A 15974-nucleotide genomic window follows, 5' to 3' on the forward strand; every position below is an offset into this window, starting at 1 on the left:
GTGAACGCCGGGTGTCCTCGTTGCACCGTCCCGCGAACGATGTCGGGATGCCGCGTCGCACCCGCGTGCCAGGATGAACGCGTGACCGACGACCGTCTGATGCTGCTCGACTCCGCCTCGCTGTACTTCCGTGCGTTCTACGGGGTGCCCGACACCGTCCGCGCGCCGGACGGGACGCCCGTGAACGCGGTGCGCGGCTTCCTCGACATCATCACGAGGCTCGTGACGACGTATCGCCCGACGCACCTCGTGGCGTGCTGGGACGACGACTGGCGACCGCAGTGGCGGGTCGACCTGATCCCCACGTACAAGACGCATCGCGTCGCCGAGGTGGTCGCCGCCGGTCCCGACGTCGAAGAGGTGCCCGACCCGCTCGAGGTGCAGGTCCCGGTGATCCGCGACGTGCTCGGCGCCCTCGGCATCCGCATCGTCGGCGCTGCCGAGCACGAGGCCGACGACGTGATCGGCACGCTCGCCACCACCGCGACCATGCCGGTGGACATCGTCACCGGCGACCGGGACCTGTTCCAGCTCGTCGATGACGCCCGCGACGCACGTGTGGTCTACACGGCGCGCGGCATGAGCAACCTCGAGGTGCTCACCGATGCCGCGGTCGTCGCCAAGTACGGAGTGCTGCCCTCGCAGTACGCCGACTTCGCGACGCTGCGCGGCGACTCGTCTGACGGCCTCCCGGGCGTCGCCGGCATCGGCGAGAAGACCGCGGCCGGTCTCCTGGCGACCCACGGCGACCTCGAAGGGATCATCGCGGCGGCCGAAGCAGGTGAGGGGATGTCGGCGGGTGTCCGGGCCAAGGTCCTCGCCGGTCTCCCCTACCTGTCGGTGGCGCCGAAGGTGGTCGCCGTCGTGCGCGACCTGCCGCTGACCGTCCCCGACCCGCGGCTGCAGCCGCTGGACGCCGCCGCGAAGGCGGAGGCGATGGCGCTGGCCGAGAAGTGGGCCCTCGGCGCCGCGATGACCCGCATCGTCGACGCCCTCGACGCGGTCTGAGCCGCGTGCGCGTACTCCCACGGGAGTACGCGCACGGCTCCCGTGGTCAGACTCCTCACAGTCGGACGCGGCGTAGCATCGACCGCATGCCCGGGCCCGCGCGACACGACTCGGGCGGCGGCGTGCCGATGCGGCACTCGACGTCCGGCGACGACGCCACGGCGCGCTTCCGTCCGCCGCCCGCGGTCGTGCTGCTCGTCCCCGTGTTCGTCTCGCTCGTGGTGCAGGTCGCGGGCACAATCGGGCTGGCGTGGTGGCAGCGCGTCCCGCTCCCCGCGACGCTCACGAGCCTGGCGCTGGGAGTGGCATCCGCACTGTGTCTTCTCGCTGCCCGGCGCCTGCCCGGCCCGACTGTCGCCGCCGTCGCCGCGCTCGCCGCGATCGACCTGTTCGTGCCGCCGATCGCCGGCCCGCCCCCGATCGCCCTCGTGTTCGCGATCATCGGGGCCGTCGTGCGCGGCGCCCGGACGTGGGCGCTCGTCGCCGTCGGAGCGGCGTGGCTCGCGGTGGTCGCCGGGGGCGAATTCGCCGGGGTGGCATGGCATCCCGCCCGCGTCGCCGTCGCCACCGTCGGCCTCGCGCTGTGCTTCGTCATCGGCGAGGGGATCCGCGCCCGGGTGCACGCCGCCGAGCAGCGACGCACGCAGCTGGTGGCCCGCCGGCGGGCCGCGGAGCAGGACGAGCGCACCCGCATCGCCCGCGAGCTGCACGACGTGCTCGCCCACTCGCTCAGCCAGATCGCGGTGCAGTCGGGTGTCGGTCTGCACCTGTTCGACCGCGAGCCGGAGCGGGCGCGCGAGGCGCTCGCGAACATCCGATCGCTCAGCGCGACCGGCCTCGACGAGGTGCGCGGCGTGCTGGCGTTCCTGCGCGGCGACGAGGTCGGCGCGCCCGACACCGCGCCGCTGACCCCCCAGCCGCAGCTCGCCCAGCTGCCCGGGCTCATCGCCGGCAGGTCGGGGCTGGGGCTCACCGTCGATCTCGAGGACCGGCTGGCCGATGAGGTGCCGCCGAGCGCGGTGCAGACGACCGCCTACCGTATCGCGCAGGAGGCCCTCACGAACGTCGTGCGCCACTCCGCGGCGTCGCACGCCGTCGTGACCGTCGCGCACGAGGAGTCCGACCTCGTGGTCACGATCGCCGACGACGGCGCCGGCATCCCCTCCGGCGCGACCGAGCGGGGCGGGCTGCGCGGCATGCGCGAGCGGGCCGAGCTCGCCGGCGGCCGACTCACGGTCGACAGCGGCGTGAGCGGCACCGCGGTGGTGGCACGGCTGCCATGGGCGGGGGCGGCATGATCCGCGTCGCGCTGGCGGACGACCACCTGCTGGTGCGCGCGGGGTTCCGGGCGCTGCTGGACTCCGAGCCCGGCATCGAGGTGGTCGCCGAGGCCTCCGGCGGACAGGAGCTGCTGACCGCGCTGCGCGCGACCCCCGTCGACGTCGCCCTCGTCGACATCCGCATGCCCGACGGCGACGGACTGTGGGCCGCCGAGCAGATCGCCGCCGACCCGGCACTGTCGGGCACGCGCGTCGTGATCGTCACCACGTTCGAGCTCGACGAGTACGTGATCCGCGCCGTGCTCGCCGGCGCCAGCGGATTCCTCGTGAAGGACACCGAGCCCGCCGACCTCATCCGCGCGGTGCGCGCCGTGGCCGCGGGCGACGCGCTGCTGTCGCCCGGCGTCACGCGCACTCTCCTCGACCGCGCGGCCGCGGGACTGCGTCAGGTGCCCGACCCGCGCCTGATCGAGACGCTCACCGAACGCGAGGTCGACGTGCTCCGACTGGTCGCCGAGGGTCTCACCAACGAGGAGATCGGCAGCCGGCTGCACCTGTCGCCGCTCACCGCGAAGACCCACGTGTCGCGCATCATGCAGAAGCTGTACGCGCGCGACCGCGTGCGGCTCGTGATCATCGCCTACGAATCGGGCCTCGTCGGCAGCGAGCAGCCATAGCCGCCTACTCCGGGGAGAGCAGCCGAGATCGCTCCGCCGGGCGGATTCGCGGATGCCGCCGCGCGCGTTGACTCGAGGCATCCGATCGGCCATCCCGGCGCGATCGGACCGAGAGAGGATTCCGCATGTCCACTGCACTCGCCACGGGGATCGTGGCCACCCATGTCGTCGGCCCATGGGGCTTCGGCTGGTGGTTCCTGCTGATCCCGCTGTTCTGGATCGCCCTGTTCGTGACGCTGTTCGCCGTCTTCGGACGGCGCTGGCGCCGCGCGGCCGCGGACGGCGGCTACGGACCCTACGGGCGCAACCCCGCCCGTCAGGCCGAGGTCACCCTCGCCGAGCGGTACGCGAAGGGCGACATCGACGAGACCGAGTACCGCGCCCGACTCGAGGTGCTCCGGGCGAACGCCGCCCAGTGAGCCGGCCCGGACGCGGGCCGAGGATGCCGCAGCCCCTGCGCAGTTCGCGGCTCAGGCATCCCGCTCGCGTCCGGTCCACTCTCGCAGCCGGTCCAGCGACCACGTCGTGACGATGCGCTCCGGGGGCACGCCGAGGCGCTCCGCACGCTCGGCGCCGTAGTCCAGCAGCGACAGCTGGCCGGGCGCATGCGCATCGGAGTCGATGGAGAAGAGGCATCCGATCTCCAGCGCCAGCGTCATCAGCTCGTCCGGCGGGTCTTGCCGCTCCGGACGCGAGTTGATCTCCACGGCCACGCCGTGCGCCGCGCACGCCGCGAACACGGCGCGCGCGTCGAAGACCGACGGCGGCCTCGTCCCCCGTGCGCCCTCGACCAGTCGGCCGGTGACGTGACCGAGCACGTCGACGTGGGGATTCGAGGCCGCCGCGACGAGCCGGCGCGTCATCGGTCCCCGCTCCATCCGCAGCTTGGAATGCGCCGACGCGACCACGATGTCGAGCCGATCGAGCAGCTCAGGCTCCTGATCGAGCGCGCCGTCCTCGAGGATGTCGACCTCGATGCCCGACAGCAGCGTGAAACCGCCGCCGCTCATCCCCGCGACGACTTCGAGCTGCGACCGCAGGCGCTCGGGCGAGAGGCCGTTGGCGACCCGCAGCCGGGGCGAGTGGTCGGTGAGCGCGAGGTACTCGTGCCCGAGCGCACGGGCCGCATCGACCATCAGGTCGATCGACGTCAGCCCGTCCGACCAGTCCGAGTGCGAGTGCAGGTCGCCCCGCAGCAGCGGGCGCAGCGACGACGTGCGCTGCACCCCTGCCCGCTCCCGGAGGTCGACGAGGTACTCCGGCACCTCGCCCGCGAGCGCCTGCTGGATGACCGCGAACGTCGAGTCGCCGATGCCCTTGCGGCGGCGCAGGGATGCGGCATCCCGCAGCTGCGCGTCGCTCAGGCCCTCGATGGCGTCGGCCGCCGCGCGGAACGCCTTCGACTTGTACCGCGACGACCGCTCGCGTTCGAGCAGCGTCGCGATCTCGGCGAGGGCCTCGTGCGGATCCACGCGGTGCGGCGGTCGTCCGTCAGGCGATGTTCGTGCGCTTGATCACGACCGGCACGCTGGCCAGCCGATGGATCGCCCAGCCGAACAGGATCGCGAGGACCCCCATGCCGGCGGCGAACAGCGCGACGCCGTACGCGACGACGGAGGTGAAGAGGGACGCCCGCAGGAACGAGGCCTGCATCACCGTCGCGCGCACCGGGTCGTCCTGGTCGAGCTCGGCGTAGGTCTTGCCGCCGGAGGCCTCGAGCGCGTGGGTGTTGATGATGTCGGCCTGCACGTACGCGGTGAACGGACCGGTCACCTGCTGACCCTGGAACGCCGCGGCGTCGTCGGGGATGGTGATGTTCTCGGCGGTGAGCTGGTTCGTCACGCCGATCCAGGCGATGACGCCCACCACGATCAGCAGGACGCCTCCGATGATGCCCAGGATGCCGATCGCCTTCACGAGGCCGACCTTCTTCTCCGGGGGTTCGATCACGTCGGCGGTGCGGGGCTCGTCCTGGCTCATTGCGTCCTCCTCGAAACCGGATCGTTGTGCCACACGCTAGCGGCGCGGGCATCCGGCGCGTAAGAGGCCGCGCCGTGTCAATTCCCCCGCGTCGTCGGAGTCAGGACGCCAGCGTGCGCGTGGTCTCGACCCACCGCTCGAGCGTCGCGGTCGCCCCGCCGTTGTCGATCGCGGCCGCGGCGTCGTCGCGGGCCTCTGCGAGGCGCTCGAGGATCGGTCGCTGCACCTGCGCGGCATCCCGGAACAGGCGGTACGCGACGATGCCGGCCGCAGCGTTGAGCAGCACGATGTCGCGCACCGCGCCCTCCTCGCCGCCGAGCACGCGCCGCACGACCGCGGCGTTGTGCGCCGGGTCGCCGCCGAGCAGGTCGTCGATGTCGGCGAGCGGGATGCCGAGATCCCGCGGGTCGAGGTCGTGCTCGTGGATGTCGCCGCGGCTGACCTCCCACAGCCTGCTGTGGCCCGTCGTGGTGAGCTCGTCCAGGCCGTCGTCGCCGCGGAACACGAGTGCGGTCGCACCGCGGGTGCGGAAGACGCCGGTGATGAGCGGCACGCGGTCGAGGTGCGCCACGCCGACCGCGTTGGCCTCGGCGCGAGCCGGATTGCACAGCGGGCCGAGGAAGTTGAATACGGTGGGCACGCCCAGCTCGCTGCGGGTCGCGCCCGCATGCTTGAACCCGGGATGGAACGCGGCGGCGAACGCGAAGGTGATGCCGGCCCGCGACAGCGTCTCGGCGACAGCGTCCGGCGACAGCGTCAGATCGAGGCCGAGCGCACCCAGCACGTCGGAAGAGCCCGACGACGAGCTGGCCGCCTTGTTGCCGTGCTTGACGACGGGGATCCCGGATGCCGCGGCCACGAGCGCCGCCATCGTCGAGACGTTGACCGTCCCGAACCGGTCGCCGCCGGTGCCCACGATGTCGAGCACCGCGGCGTCCACCGGCAGCGGCAGCGCCGCCTCGAGGATGGCGTCGCGGAAGCCCACGATCTCGTCGACCGTCTCGCCCTTGGCGCGCAGCGCGACCAGGAATCCGGCCAGTTGCGAGGGCGTGGCCCGGCCGGACATGATCTGCCGCATCGCCCACGTCGACTCCGACACGCTCAGGTCGCGCCGCTCCAGCAGTGTCGTGAGGATTCCCGGCCAGGTGTACAGCTCCGCCATAACGCAGAAGCCTAGTCGTGCGCGGGAATCGGAACCGATTCGTGACACGGGGTCCCCGATTGTGCGATTCTGCGTCTTCACCACGTGTTCACGGCAGAGTCGCAGGCTCCTCTTAGGTTCCCCTAAGTCGGCGCCAGGGCAAACACATGCCCTCCGATGCGAAAATCGCGGGCCCGAATCGGCCATAATGGGGAGCGTGACGACCTCCACAGCGACCTACTCCCAGGCCATGCGGTCCGTCAAGCGGCCAGATCCGGTCGCTGTCGGAACCATCGTGTGGCTCGGCAGCGAGGTGATGTTCTTCGCCGGCCTGTTCGCGATCTACTTCACCCTGCGCAGCACCTCGCCCGAACTGTGGGCGCAGGAGACGCAGCTGCTGAACATCCCCTACGCGACCGTGAACACGATCATCCTCGTGCTGTCGTCGGTCACGTGCCAGATGGGCGTGTTCGCCGCCGAGCGGTTCCAGCCCTACTCGACGAAGAAGCGCGGGTGGCTCGGCTGGGGCATGGTCGAGTGGTTCTGGCTGACGTTCGCACTCGGTGCGATCTTCGTCTCGGGCCAGGTCTGGGAGTACGCCCAGCTCGTCACCGAGGGCATGCCGATCAGCGCGAACTCCTACGCGTCGGCGTTCTACCTCACCACCGGTTTCCACGCGCTCCACGTGACGGGCGGCCTCATCGCCTTCCTCCTCGTGATCGGCCGTGCGTACGCCGTCAAGAACTTCGGGCGCAAGGAGATGACCTCCTCGATCGTCGTGTCGTACTACTGGCACTTCGTCGACGTCGTCTGGATCGCCCTGTTCCTCGTCATCTACTTCCTCAAGTGAGAGCGGAGCTGAAACCCGACATGGCACGAGAGACCACGCGCCGCTCGAAAGGCCGCCGCAGCCCCTGGGCCGCTGCAGCACTCATCGGCATCGGCCTGCTCATCACCGGAGGCGTCTATGCAGGCGCATCCGCGGCGATGGCTGCGACGACGCCCGAGACCACCAAGAACTCCGCGCTGACGGTCGAGGACGGCAAGAAGCTGTTCCAGGCCAACTGCGCCACCTGCCACGGCCTGGATGTCCAGGGCACTCCCGACGGACCGTCGCTGTACGGCGTCGGCGAGCTCGCCGTGCACTTCCAGATGAGCACCGGTCGCATGCCGCTGCAGATGCAGGGCCCGCAGGCCCCGCAGAAGCCCGCGCAGTTCACCGACGAGCAGATCGCCGCGATCGGCGCGTACGTCCAGTCGATCGCCCCCGGCCCCACCTTCCCCCAGGAAGAGGTGCTGGACGGCGAGGGCAACACCTCCGAGGGCGGCGAGCTCTTCCGCATCAACTGCGCGATGTGCCACAACGTCGCCGGCGCCGGCGGTGCGCTGACCGAGGGCAAGTACGCCCCCAACCTGCACACCACGACGCCGCTCAACATGTACGCGGCCATGGTGACCGGCCCGCAGAACATGCCGGTGTTCAACGACATGACGCTGACCACCGAAGAGAAGCGCGACATCATCACCTACCTGCTCTACCTGCAGGACAACGAGTCTGCGGGCGGCTTCACGCTCGGCTCGCTCGGCCCCGTCTCCGAGGGCCTGTTCATCTGGATCTTCGGCATCGGCTCGCTGATCGCCGTCACCGTGTGGATCACGGCGAAATCCAACTGATCGACGTTTACAAGACGCAATACTGACGAGGAGCAGCATGGCCCACGAGGACGACCCGCTAGAGCACGAGAGGGCTTCATGGAAGCCCTCCCCCGGGCTCGCCGTCGCGGTCACGGACCCGGTGGACAACCCTGGCCTCCCCCCGCACCGCGAGCGGATGACCGACAAGGACCCCGCGTCGATGCGGCGCGCGGTCCGGGGCGTGTACACGCTGTTCTACCTGTCGATCGCCGGCAGCATCTGGGCGGTCGCCGCCTACATGCTGTTCCCGATCGAGAGCGGGCGGATCGTCGACATCCGCAACAACAACCTCTTCATCGGTCTCGGCATCGCCTTCGCGCTGCTGGCGATCGGCATCGCGGCCATCCACTGGTCCAAGGCCGTCATGTCCGACAAGGAGTTCGTCGAGCCCCGCCACGCCACCCGCGGCCGTGACACGACGCGTGAAGCCGCCATCCAGGCGTTCGCCGACGCCGACGCGGAGTCCGGCTTCGGCCGCCGCGTCATGATCCGCAACTCGATGATCGCGGCCCTGGTCGCATCGGTCGTTCCCGGCGTCGTGCTCTTCCGCGGTCTCGCTCCGTTCAACTCGCCGGAGAAGCCGCACGCCGGCGACCCCGTCTACCTGCTCGAGCACACCATGTGGAAGAAGGGCATGCGCCTGGCGCACGACCCCTCGGGCGAGCCCATCCGCGCTGCGGACCTCACGCTCGGCTCCGCCGTGCACGTGATCCCCGAGGCCCTGGCCGAGGTGTCGCACAGCGAGGGCTACCTCGACGAGAAGGCCAAGGCCCTCGTGCTCCTGGTCCGCCTGCTCCCCGAGCAGCTGACCGAGTCCGAGGACCGCAAGGAGTGGTCGTACAACGGCATCGTCGCGTACTCCAAGGTCTGCACCCACGTCGGCTGCCCCGTCGCGCTCTACGAGCAGCAGACCCACCACCTGCTGTGCCCGTGCCACCAGTCGCAGTTCGACGTCACGGACCACGCCAAGGTCATCTTCGGACCTGCCGCGCGCCCGCTGCCGCAGCTGCCCATCACCGTCGACGACGAGGGCTACCTGATCGCCCGCAGCGACTTCCTCGAACCCGTCGGCCCGAGCTTCTGGGAGCGTCATTGAGCACCGCAACCGTCACCGAGCAGCCTGAGGCTCCCGCGTCGACGAACGGACGCGAGAAGCCTCTCGGCGGCCGCTTCATCGGCGCCACCGCGAACTACATCGACGAGCGCACGAGCCTCTCCGGCTTCGTGAAGGAGCTCGGCCGCAAGATCTTCCCCGACCACTGGTCGTTCATGCTGGGTGAGATCGCGCTGTGGGCGTTCGTCGTCGTGCTCCTCTCGGGCACGTTCCTCACGTTCTTCTTCCAGGCATCGATGGTCGAGACGCACTACAACGGCGCCTACATCCCGATGCGCGGCATCGAGATGTCGGCGGCCATGTCGTCGACGCTCGAGATCTCGTTCGACCTGCGCGGCGGTCTCCTCGTCCGCCAGATGCACCACTGGGCCGCTCTCGTGTTCGTCGCCGGCATCGGCGTCCACATGCTGCGCGTGTTCTTCACCGGTGCATTCCGCAAGCCGCGCGAGCTCAACTGGGTGATCGGCTTCATCCTCTTCATCCTCGCGATGGGTGAGGGCTTCACCGGCTACTCGCTCCCCGACGACGTCCTGTCGGGCAACGGTCTGCGCATCATCGACGGCATGGTCAAGGGCATCCCGATCATCGGCACCTGGACCTCGTTCCTGCTGTTCGGCGGGCAGTTCCCGGGCGACGCGATCGTCGGACGCCTGTACACGCTGCACATCCTGCTGCTGCCCGCGATCCTCGTCGGCCTGCTCGTGCTCCACCTCATGCTGATGGTGATCAACAAGCACACGCAGTTCGCGGGTGCTGGACGCACGAACAGCGTCGTGGTCGGCTACCCGATGATGCCGGTCTACATGTCGAAGATGGGCGGCTTCCTGTTCATCACGTTCGGCGTGATCGTGCTCATCGCGTCGCTGTTCACGATCAACCCGATCTGGAACTACGGCCCGTACGACCCGTCCCCGGTGTCGGCCGGTACGCAGCCCGACTGGTACATCGGCTTCGCCGACGGCGCCCTGCGCCTGGTTCCCCCGGGCTGGGAGTTCGTCTTCCTGAACCGCACGTGGTCGTTCAACATCATCGTGCCGCTGGTCGTCCTGGGCCTGTTCATCGTGCTCGTCCTGATCTACCCGTTCATCGAGGCATGGGTCACGGGCGACAAGCGCGAGCACCACATCGCCCAGCGTCCCCGCAACGCGGCGACCCGCACCGCCATCGGCGCCGCCGGTGTCACCTTCTACGCGGTGCTGTGGGCCGCGGCCGCATCCGACATCATCGCCACGCACTTCTGGCTGACGATGGAGGGCGTGATCCACACGCTGCAGGCGCTGCTTATCGTCGGACCGGTGATCGCGTACTTCGTGACCAAGCGCATCTGCATCGCCCTGCAGAAGAAGGACCGTGAGATCGCGCTGCACGGCTACGAGTCGGGTCGCATCGTCCGCCTGCCCGGTGGCGAGTACATCGAGGTCCACCAGCCGGTCGACGCCTACGAGCGCTTCAAGCTGGCCGACTTCGACACCTACGAGCCGCTCGTGGTCCGTCCGAACGCCAAGGGTCGCATCCCGTGGCACCAGAACCTGCGCGCGTCGATCTCGCGATGGTTCTTCGAGGACCGCCTCACCCCCGTCACGCAGTCGGAGCTCGACGCGGCGCTGGCCCACCAGCACCACGACCTCGACCACATCGCGGCCGAGGAGGATCTCGAGATCCAGGGTGCGCACGAGCGCGCCGGTGTGCCGGAGGCCCCGCACAAGCCGATCGACGACGAGAAGCACGGCGAGGTGCCGGTGCGCCCCTCGAACGTCATCGTCCCCGAGCCGGAGCCGGGCACGAAGCAGCCGAAGAACCGCGAGAAGGAGTCCGACCAGTAGGTCGTCACCACTTCGAGACGGATGCCTCGGCACGATCCCTTCGATCGTGCCGAGGCATCCGTCGTTTCGCGGGCGCTCCGCCACCAGCTGACCGCCGCTCCCCCGGGTCGGCAGAAATCGCACGCTGCCTGTCAGCGCTCGAGAGGATCGTCGCCCAGGCGCCGGCTTAGCCTGGTCGCATGACCGACGCGCTCGCCTACTTCTCCACCAAGCTCGCCCTCGAGACCGACGCGTCGGACGTGTACGCCGCGCAGAAGAGCGGCGAGGACTTCGTGCTCGTCGACGTGCGCGGCGACGAGGCGTGGGCGCAGGGGCGGGTCCGCGGCGCGATCCACATGCCCTACCGCGAGATCGCCGAACGGGCACCGCGCGAGATCGATCCGTCGACGCCCGTGGTGGTCTACTGCTGGAGCCCCGGCTGCAATGCCGGCGCGAAGGGCGCCGTCGAGTTCGCGAAGCTCGGCTACTCCGTCAGGGAGATGATCGGCGGCTACGAGTACTGGGTCCGCGAAGGCCAGCCGACGGAGAACGACGAGGGCGCGCTCCCCCGCGTCTTCGACCCGCAGGTGATGGTCGTGCGGGCGCCTGTGGCGCGCTGAGCGCCGCGTTCAGGCCGATTCCAGGCCTTCCATGAACCGGGCGGCGGCCGCCCCGTAGAACGCCGTCTGTGCGGGCAGTTCGTCTCTCGCGGTCCCATCCACGGTGATGTCGCACATCACGACGGTGACGTTGTCACGACTCCCGGCATCGAGCGCGAGCGTCACGCAGGCACGTGCGGCATCCCCCGCGTCGACATGTGCCAGCAGGAGGGCCCGGATGTCGGTGTCGGGAACGTAGTCCGTGAGTCCGTCGCTGCACAGCAGCCAGCGGTCACCGTCGTGGGCCTCGTGGCCGGTGACGGTGGCGGCATCGCGCTCGGCACCGCTCAGCGACGCCGTGATGATGTTCCGGCGAGGGTGGGAGACGGCATCCTCGATCGAGACCAGCCCCTGATCGACGAGCGCCTGCACCAGCGAATCGTCACGGCTCTGCTGCACGAGCATCCCGTCGCGCAGCCGGTACGCCCGCGAGTCGCCGGTGTGGGCCAGCAGCAGACTCCCGTCGCGAGCCACGAAGAGCCCCGTGAAGGTCGTGGCCATGCCGCTCAACGCGGGGTCCCGCTCGACGTGCGCACGCAGGTCCCAGTTGGCCATGCGCACCGAGTCCGCGAGCTGCTCGGGCTCCACGCCGTCGAGGCGGCCGGCGGCGAGCCGGTGGACGAACGCGGCCGAGGCGAGATCTCCCGCCGGTCCTCCCCCGACGCCGTCCGCCACCGCCGCACCCCAGCCGGCGGTGAACGCGGCGTCCTGGTTGGTGGAGCGGTGGGGGCCGATGTCGGAGTAGGCGGATGCACGAAGACGCGCACGGGATCCCGTCATGAACGGGATCCCGTGCGCGTCACAGGGAAGACCATGCGGTCAGCCGCGGGCCGGATCAGCGGGCGAAGTATCCGCGGTAGTACTCGTACACCCAGCCGACGATCGCGACGACGAAGACGCCGATGCCGATCGGCATGAGCCAAGCGCCGACCGCGAGGCCGATCATGCCGAGCGCCGCCGAGAAGGCCAGCACGATGGGCCACCACGACCAGGGGCTGAACTCGCCGAGCTCGGGGTCGCCGTCGTCGATGTCGGAGGTCAGGACGTCCTCGGGAAGCTCGCCGCCCTGGGCCTTGTGCACGCGACCGATGTAGAACGCGATGAGCGCAGCCATCAGTGCGGTGAACAGCAGGGCGACGGAGCCGACCCACTCGACGCCGTGGAACCATGGCTTGTCGGGGTGGGCGATGATGTTCCACGCTGTGTAGACCGACGCGACCAGCAGGAAGAACGCCGAGAGCAGCCACCAGAGTCCGGTGTTCGTGCGCACCTTACTTCACCTCTCCATCGGCGAGATCGGCAACCGGAGCTGCGGGAGCATCCTTCGCGGGTCCGACGCCGACCGGGACGCCGGCTTCGGGGTGGTTCAGGTCGAACGCGGGCCGCTCGCTGCGGATGCGCGGGATCGACGTGAAGTTGTGACGCGGAGGCGGGCACGAGGTCGCCCACTCGAGCGAGGCGCCGTAGCCCCACGGGTCGTTGACCGTGACCCTGGGAGCCTTGCGCGACGTGATCCAGACGTTGAACAGGAACGGGATCATCGAGGCGCCCAGGATGATGGCGCCGATCGTCGACACCTGGTTCTGCCAGGTCCAGCCGTCTGCCGCGGAGTAGTCCGCGTAGCGGCGCACCATGCCGTCCACGCCCAGCCAGTGCTGGATGAGGAACGTCATGTGGAAGCCGATGAACAGCATCCAGAAGTGCACGTAGCCCAGGCGCTCGTTGAGCATCTTGCCGGTCCACTTCGGCCACCAGAAGTAGAAGCCGGCGAACATCGCGAACACGACGGTTCCGAACACCACGTAGTGGAAGTGTGCGACGACGAAGTACGAGTCCGACAGCGCGAAGTCCAGCGGCGGCGAGGCGAGGATCACGCCGGTGAGACCACCGAACACGAACGACACCAGGAAGCCGAGCGCGAAGACCATAGGCGTCTCGAATGTCACCGAGCCGCGCCACATCGTGCCGATCCAGTTGAAGATCTTCACACCGGTGGGCACCGCGATGAGCATCGTCATCAAGGCGAAGAAGGGCAGCAGCACCGCACCCGTGACGTACATGTGGTGGGCCCACACGGCGACCGACAGGGCGGCGATCGCGATGGTGGCGTACACGAGCGTCTTGTATCCGAAGATCGGCTTGCGGCTGAACACCGGGAAGATCTCCGACACGATGCCGAAGAACGGCAGCGCGATGATGTACACCTCAGGGTGTCCGAAGAACCAGAACAGGTGCTGCCAGAGGAGCACGCCGCCGTTGGCCGGGTCGTAGATGTGGGCCCCGAGCACGCGGTCCGCGGCAGCCGCCAGGATCGCCGCGGCGAGCACCGGGAACGCCATCAGGATCAGGATGCTGGTGACCAGCGTGTTCCACGAGAAGATCGGCATCCGCCACATGGTCATGCCGGGAGCGCGCATCGTGATGATCGTGGTGATGAAGTTCACCGCACCGAGGATGGTGCCGAAACCGCTCATACCGAGGCCTAGCATCCAGAGGTTTCCACCGGCACCGGGCGAGAACGACGCGTTGGCGAGCGGCTGGTAGGCGAACCAGCCGAACGAGGCCGCACCCTGCGGGGTGAGGAAGCCGGCGACGGCGATCGTCGAACCGAACAGGAACAGCCAGAAGGCGAACGCGTTCAGTCGCGGGAACGCGACGTCGGGGGCACCGATCTGCAGCGGCAGGATGGCGTTCGCGAAGCCCGCGAACAGCGGCGTCGCGAACATCAGCAGCATGATCGTGCCGTGCATCGTGAACAGCTGGTTGTACTGCTCCTTGGTGGGGATGATCTGCATCCCGGGCTCGAAGAGCTCCGCACGGATGATCAGCGCCATCACTCCACCGAGGAGGAAGAAGATGACCGATGCGATGAGGTACAGGTAGCCGATCGTCTTGTGGTCGGTGGAGGTGATCCACTTGACGATGATGTTGCCCTTCTGCTCGACGCGCGTGGCGCTGAGCAGTGCGGCCTGACGCGGCGGCAGCGTCGTCGGGCGACCGTGGGTCCCCTCCTGGAGCGGAAGCGTCGTCGCCATGATCAGTGGTCTCCCTCTTCCTCGGACGCCTCGCCCGTGCCACCCGTACCCGGGAGGTTCTGCAGGCGGTCGTACGCGTCGTTGATGTCACCGGTCTGACCGGCTTCGCGCAGCGAGTCGAGGTAGTCCTCGTACTCGCCCTCGCTGACGACCTTCACGTTGAACAGCATCATCGAGTGGTAGTCACCGCACAGCTCGGCGCACTTGCCGGCGTACGTGCCCTCCCGCGTCGGGGTGAAGGACCAGAAGTTGTCCTTCCCGATGTACATGTCCTTCTTGTAAAGGAAGTCGATGATCCAGAACGAGTGGACGACGTCACGCGACGCGAGCTTGATCTTCACGGTCTTGTCGACCGGCAGGACCAGCGTCGGCAGGGCCTCCTGGTCGATGTCGCCGTTGGGTGCGGGCTGGGCCTGGACGCCCATCGTCCACACCGTGTCTTCTTCGGTGTCGCCGTTGTACTCGAAGTCCCAGGCCCACTGCTTGCCGATCGCGGTGATCGAGACATCCGGGTCCTCGTACTGCGTCTCGAGGATCGTCTGGTCGCGCGCCGTGAAGGCGAAGAACCCGATCACGAGGATGAGCGGCACGATCGTGTAGAAGATCTCGATCGGCATGTTGTAGCGCAGCTGGACGGGAAGACCCATCTGGCCCTTGCGACGCCGGTAGGCGATCGCCGCCCACCCCATCAGGCCCCAAGTGATGACACCCACGATGAGCAGCACGATCCACGAGTTCACCCAGAGACCGGCCACCATGTCGGTGTGATTGGTGGCCGCCTGGCCGTCTTCAGTGAACCCGGGGAGGAAGCCGTGCAGCTCGGTCGGGGTGCATCCGGCGAGGACTGCAGCCGTTGCGATCCCGATCGGGAGAACGGCCCAGCGGATACGGCGTTTCGAAGGCACGGTGCACCTTTCCGATCACGAACAGGACTCTCGCCAGTCTAGGGCAAGCGTCCAGGCGATTCAGGCCATCCGCTCAGGTTGACGCGTGTCGGGAACACGGAAAACGGCGGGCCCGGGCGCTATTCGAAGCGCACCGGACCCGCCGGAAAGTGCTCTGATCGTTAGCCGACCTTCGCGTGGCGCGGATCAGTGGAAGCTGTCGCCGCAGGCGCACGAACCGGCGGCGTTGGGGTTGTCGATCGTGAACCCCTGCTCCGAGATGGTGTCCTTGAAGTCGATGGTGGCACCGTCGAGGTACGGCACGCTCATGTCGTCGACGATCACCTCGACGCCGTCGAAGTCGACGGTCTTGTCTCCGTCGAGGTAGCGCTCGTCGAAGTAGAGCTGGTAGATCAGGCCGCTGCAGCCCCCGGGCTGGACGGCGACGCGCAGGCGCAGGTCGTCGCGACCCTCCTGCTCGAGCAGGCTGCGGACCTTGCCGGCGGCGGCGTCGGTCAGCAGCACACCGTGGTCGCGGGCGGTCTGCTCGGTCGTCAGTGCGGTGTCGGTCATGGCGCTCCTCCGGACGGGCCGCCGGGATCGATCATCCACAGCCGGCGGCGGGATGCCTCGATTCTACGCGTGCGCGCTGCCAGGAGGCTCCGAGATCGGCGGGATCGCGCCGATCTCGGAGCAGCG

At 69.0% G+C, this 15974-nt stretch carries 17 protein-coding genes; 9 read left to right on the forward strand and 8 right to left on the reverse strand.

Annotation, left to right across the window (positions count from 1 at the left end):
• Nucleotides 1-99 precede the first annotated feature (99 nt).
• The 4 genes from AC1DDU_RS18035 (at nt 100) to AC1DDU_RS18050 (ending at nt 3384) form a co-directional block, all read left to right on the forward strand.
• Complete coding sequence (locus tag AC1DDU_RS18035) at nt 100-1008, forward strand: 5'-3' exonuclease (RefSeq protein WP_477436886.1); 909 nt, start codon at nt 100-102, stop codon at nt 1006-1008.
• Between the two features lie 86 nt (nt 1009-1094).
• Complete coding sequence (locus AC1DDU_RS18040) at nt 1095-2306, forward strand: sensor histidine kinase (RefSeq protein WP_477436518.1); 1212 nt, start codon at nt 1095-1097, stop codon at nt 2304-2306.
• Nucleotides 2303-2965: a response regulator gene (locus tag AC1DDU_RS18045; RefSeq protein ID WP_477436520.1), complete on the forward strand. Its 663-nt coding sequence runs from the start codon at nt 2303-2305 to the stop codon at nt 2963-2965. The genes AC1DDU_RS18040 and AC1DDU_RS18045 overlap by 4 nt, the downstream gene beginning before the upstream one ends.
• A gap of 125 nt (nt 2966-3090) precedes the next feature.
• On the forward strand, nt 3091-3384 hold the full coding sequence (locus AC1DDU_RS18050) for an SHOCT domain-containing protein (protein ID WP_477436521.1): 294 nt from the start codon (nt 3091-3093) through the stop codon (nt 3382-3384).
• A 51-nt stretch (nt 3385-3435) separates the two neighbouring features.
• On the opposite strand, the gene AC1DDU_RS18055 is transcribed toward AC1DDU_RS18050, so the two are convergent.
• The 3 genes from AC1DDU_RS18055 to trpD form a co-directional block, all read right to left on the reverse strand.
• Nucleotides 3436-4437, reverse strand: a complete 1002-nt coding sequence (locus AC1DDU_RS18055; protein ID WP_477436523.1) for a PHP domain-containing protein — start codon at nt 4435-4437, stop codon at nt 3436-3438.
• A 19-nt stretch (nt 4438-4456) separates the two neighbouring features.
• The gene (locus tag AC1DDU_RS18060; protein ID WP_477436525.1) at nt 4457-4945 is read right to left on the reverse strand and encodes an aromatic ring-opening dioxygenase LigA; all 489 of its coding nucleotides are present in this window, start codon (nt 4943-4945) and stop codon (nt 4457-4459) included.
• A gap of 100 nt (nt 4946-5045) precedes the next feature.
• Nucleotides 5046-6107 carry an anthranilate phosphoribosyltransferase gene (gene trpD / locus AC1DDU_RS18065; protein WP_477436527.1) on the reverse strand — a complete coding sequence of 354 codons (1062 nt, stop codon included), beginning with the start codon at nt 6105-6107 and terminating at the stop codon, nt 5046-5048.
• 187 nt (nt 6108-6294) lie between these two features.
• Between trpD and ctaE the strand changes: the two genes are divergently transcribed.
• The 5 genes from ctaE (at nt 6295) to AC1DDU_RS18090 (ending at nt 11317) form a co-directional block, all read left to right on the forward strand.
• Nucleotides 6295-6936 (forward strand): aa3-type cytochrome oxidase subunit III, encoded by a 642-nt coding sequence (gene ctaE / locus AC1DDU_RS18070; RefSeq protein WP_477436529.1) that lies wholly within the window; start codon nt 6295-6297, stop codon nt 6934-6936.
• Between the two features lie 20 nt (nt 6937-6956).
• Nucleotides 6957-7760, forward strand: coding sequence for a cytochrome bc1 complex diheme cytochrome c subunit (gene qcrC, locus AC1DDU_RS18075; protein WP_477436531.1), 804 nt, complete (start codon nt 6957-6959; stop codon nt 7758-7760).
• 37 nt (nt 7761-7797) lie between these two features.
• Entirely contained in the window at nt 7798-8877 is a 1080-nt protein-coding gene (gene qcrA, locus AC1DDU_RS18080) for a cytochrome bc1 complex Rieske iron-sulfur subunit (RefSeq protein WP_477436533.1), read from the forward strand.
• Complete coding sequence (qcrB, locus tag AC1DDU_RS18085) at nt 8874-10718, forward strand: cytochrome bc1 complex cytochrome b subunit (RefSeq protein WP_477436535.1); 1845 nt, start codon at nt 8874-8876, stop codon at nt 10716-10718. The genes qcrA and qcrB overlap by 4 nt, the downstream gene beginning before the upstream one ends.
• A 179-nt stretch (nt 10719-10897) precedes the next feature.
• Nucleotides 10898-11317, forward strand: a complete 420-nt coding sequence (locus AC1DDU_RS18090; RefSeq protein WP_477436537.1) for a rhodanese-like domain-containing protein — start codon at nt 10898-10900, stop codon at nt 11315-11317.
• A gap of 9 nt (nt 11318-11326) precedes the next feature.
• Here AC1DDU_RS18090 and AC1DDU_RS18095 read toward each other — a convergent pair whose 3' ends face one another.
• The 5 genes from AC1DDU_RS18095 to erpA form a co-directional block, all read right to left on the reverse strand.
• On the reverse strand, nt 11327-12136 hold the full coding sequence (locus tag AC1DDU_RS18095; RefSeq protein ID WP_477436539.1) for a PP2C family protein-serine/threonine phosphatase: 810 nt from the start codon (nt 12134-12136) through the stop codon (nt 11327-11329).
• A 55-nt stretch (nt 12137-12191) separates the two neighbouring features.
• Nucleotides 12192-12626 (reverse strand): cytochrome c oxidase subunit 4, encoded by a 435-nt coding sequence (locus tag AC1DDU_RS18100; protein ID WP_477436541.1) that lies wholly within the window; start codon nt 12624-12626, stop codon nt 12192-12194.
• A 1-nt stretch (nt 12627) separates the two neighbouring features.
• Complete coding sequence (ctaD, locus tag AC1DDU_RS18105) at nt 12628-14391, reverse strand: aa3-type cytochrome oxidase subunit I (protein ID WP_477436543.1); 1764 nt, start codon at nt 14389-14391, stop codon at nt 12628-12630.
• A 2-nt stretch (nt 14392-14393) separates the two neighbouring features.
• Nucleotides 14394-15296, reverse strand: a complete 903-nt coding sequence (gene ctaC / locus AC1DDU_RS18110) for an aa3-type cytochrome oxidase subunit II (RefSeq protein ID WP_477436545.1) — start codon at nt 15294-15296, stop codon at nt 14394-14396.
• Between the two features lie 186 nt (nt 15297-15482).
• A complete protein-coding gene (gene erpA / locus AC1DDU_RS18115; RefSeq protein ID WP_477436547.1) occupies nt 15483-15848 on the reverse strand; it encodes an iron-sulfur cluster insertion protein ErpA in 366 nt (121 codons plus the stop codon).
• Nucleotides 15849-15974: the final 126 nt, after the last annotated feature.

It is taken from the genome of Microbacterium sp. 05T445 (assembly GCF_056395865.1).

What these genes read in the sequence shown, in the direction of transcription:
- AC1DDU_RS18035 (WP_477436886.1), top strand. Translation starts at nt 100, where the DNA reads ATGCTGCTCGACTCCGCCTCGCTGTACTTCCGTGCGTTCTACGGGGTG.
- AC1DDU_RS18040 (WP_477436518.1), top strand. Translation starts at nt 1,095, where the DNA reads ATGCCCGGGCCCGCGCGACACGACTCGGGCGGCGGCGTGCCGATGCGG.
- AC1DDU_RS18045 (WP_477436520.1), top strand. Translation starts at nt 2,303, where the DNA reads ATGATCCGCGTCGCGCTGGCGGACGACCACCTGCTGGTGCGCGCGGGG.
- AC1DDU_RS18050 (WP_477436521.1), top strand. Translation starts at nt 3,091, where the DNA reads ATGTCCACTGCACTCGCCACGGGGATCGTGGCCACCCATGTCGTCGGC.
- AC1DDU_RS18060 (WP_477436525.1), bottom strand. Translation starts at nt 4,945, where the DNA reads ATGAGCCAGGACGAGCCCCGCACCGCCGACGTGATCGAACCCCCGGAG.
- trpD (WP_477436527.1), bottom strand. Translation starts at nt 6,107, where the DNA reads ATGGCGGAGCTGTACACCTGGCCGGGAATCCTCACGACACTGCTGGAG.
- ctaE (WP_477436529.1), top strand. Translation starts at nt 6,295, where the DNA reads ATGGGGAGCGTGACGACCTCCACAGCGACCTACTCCCAGGCCATGCGG.
- qcrC (WP_477436531.1), top strand. Translation starts at nt 6,957, where the DNA reads ATGGCACGAGAGACCACGCGCCGCTCGAAAGGCCGCCGCAGCCCCTGG.
- qcrA (WP_477436533.1), top strand. Translation starts at nt 7,798, where the DNA reads ATGGCCCACGAGGACGACCCGCTAGAGCACGAGAGGGCTTCATGGAAG.
- AC1DDU_RS18090 (WP_477436537.1), top strand. Translation starts at nt 10,898, where the DNA reads ATGACCGACGCGCTCGCCTACTTCTCCACCAAGCTCGCCCTCGAGACC.
- AC1DDU_RS18095 (WP_477436539.1), bottom strand. Translation starts at nt 12,136, where the DNA reads ATGACGGGATCCCGTGCGCGTCTTCGTGCATCCGCCTACTCCGACATC.
- ctaD (WP_477436543.1), bottom strand. Translation starts at nt 14,391, where the DNA reads ATGGCGACGACGCTTCCGCTCCAGGAGGGGACCCACGGTCGCCCGACG.
- erpA (WP_477436547.1), bottom strand. Translation starts at nt 15,848, where the DNA reads ATGACCGACACCGCACTGACGACCGAGCAGACCGCCCGCGACCACGGT.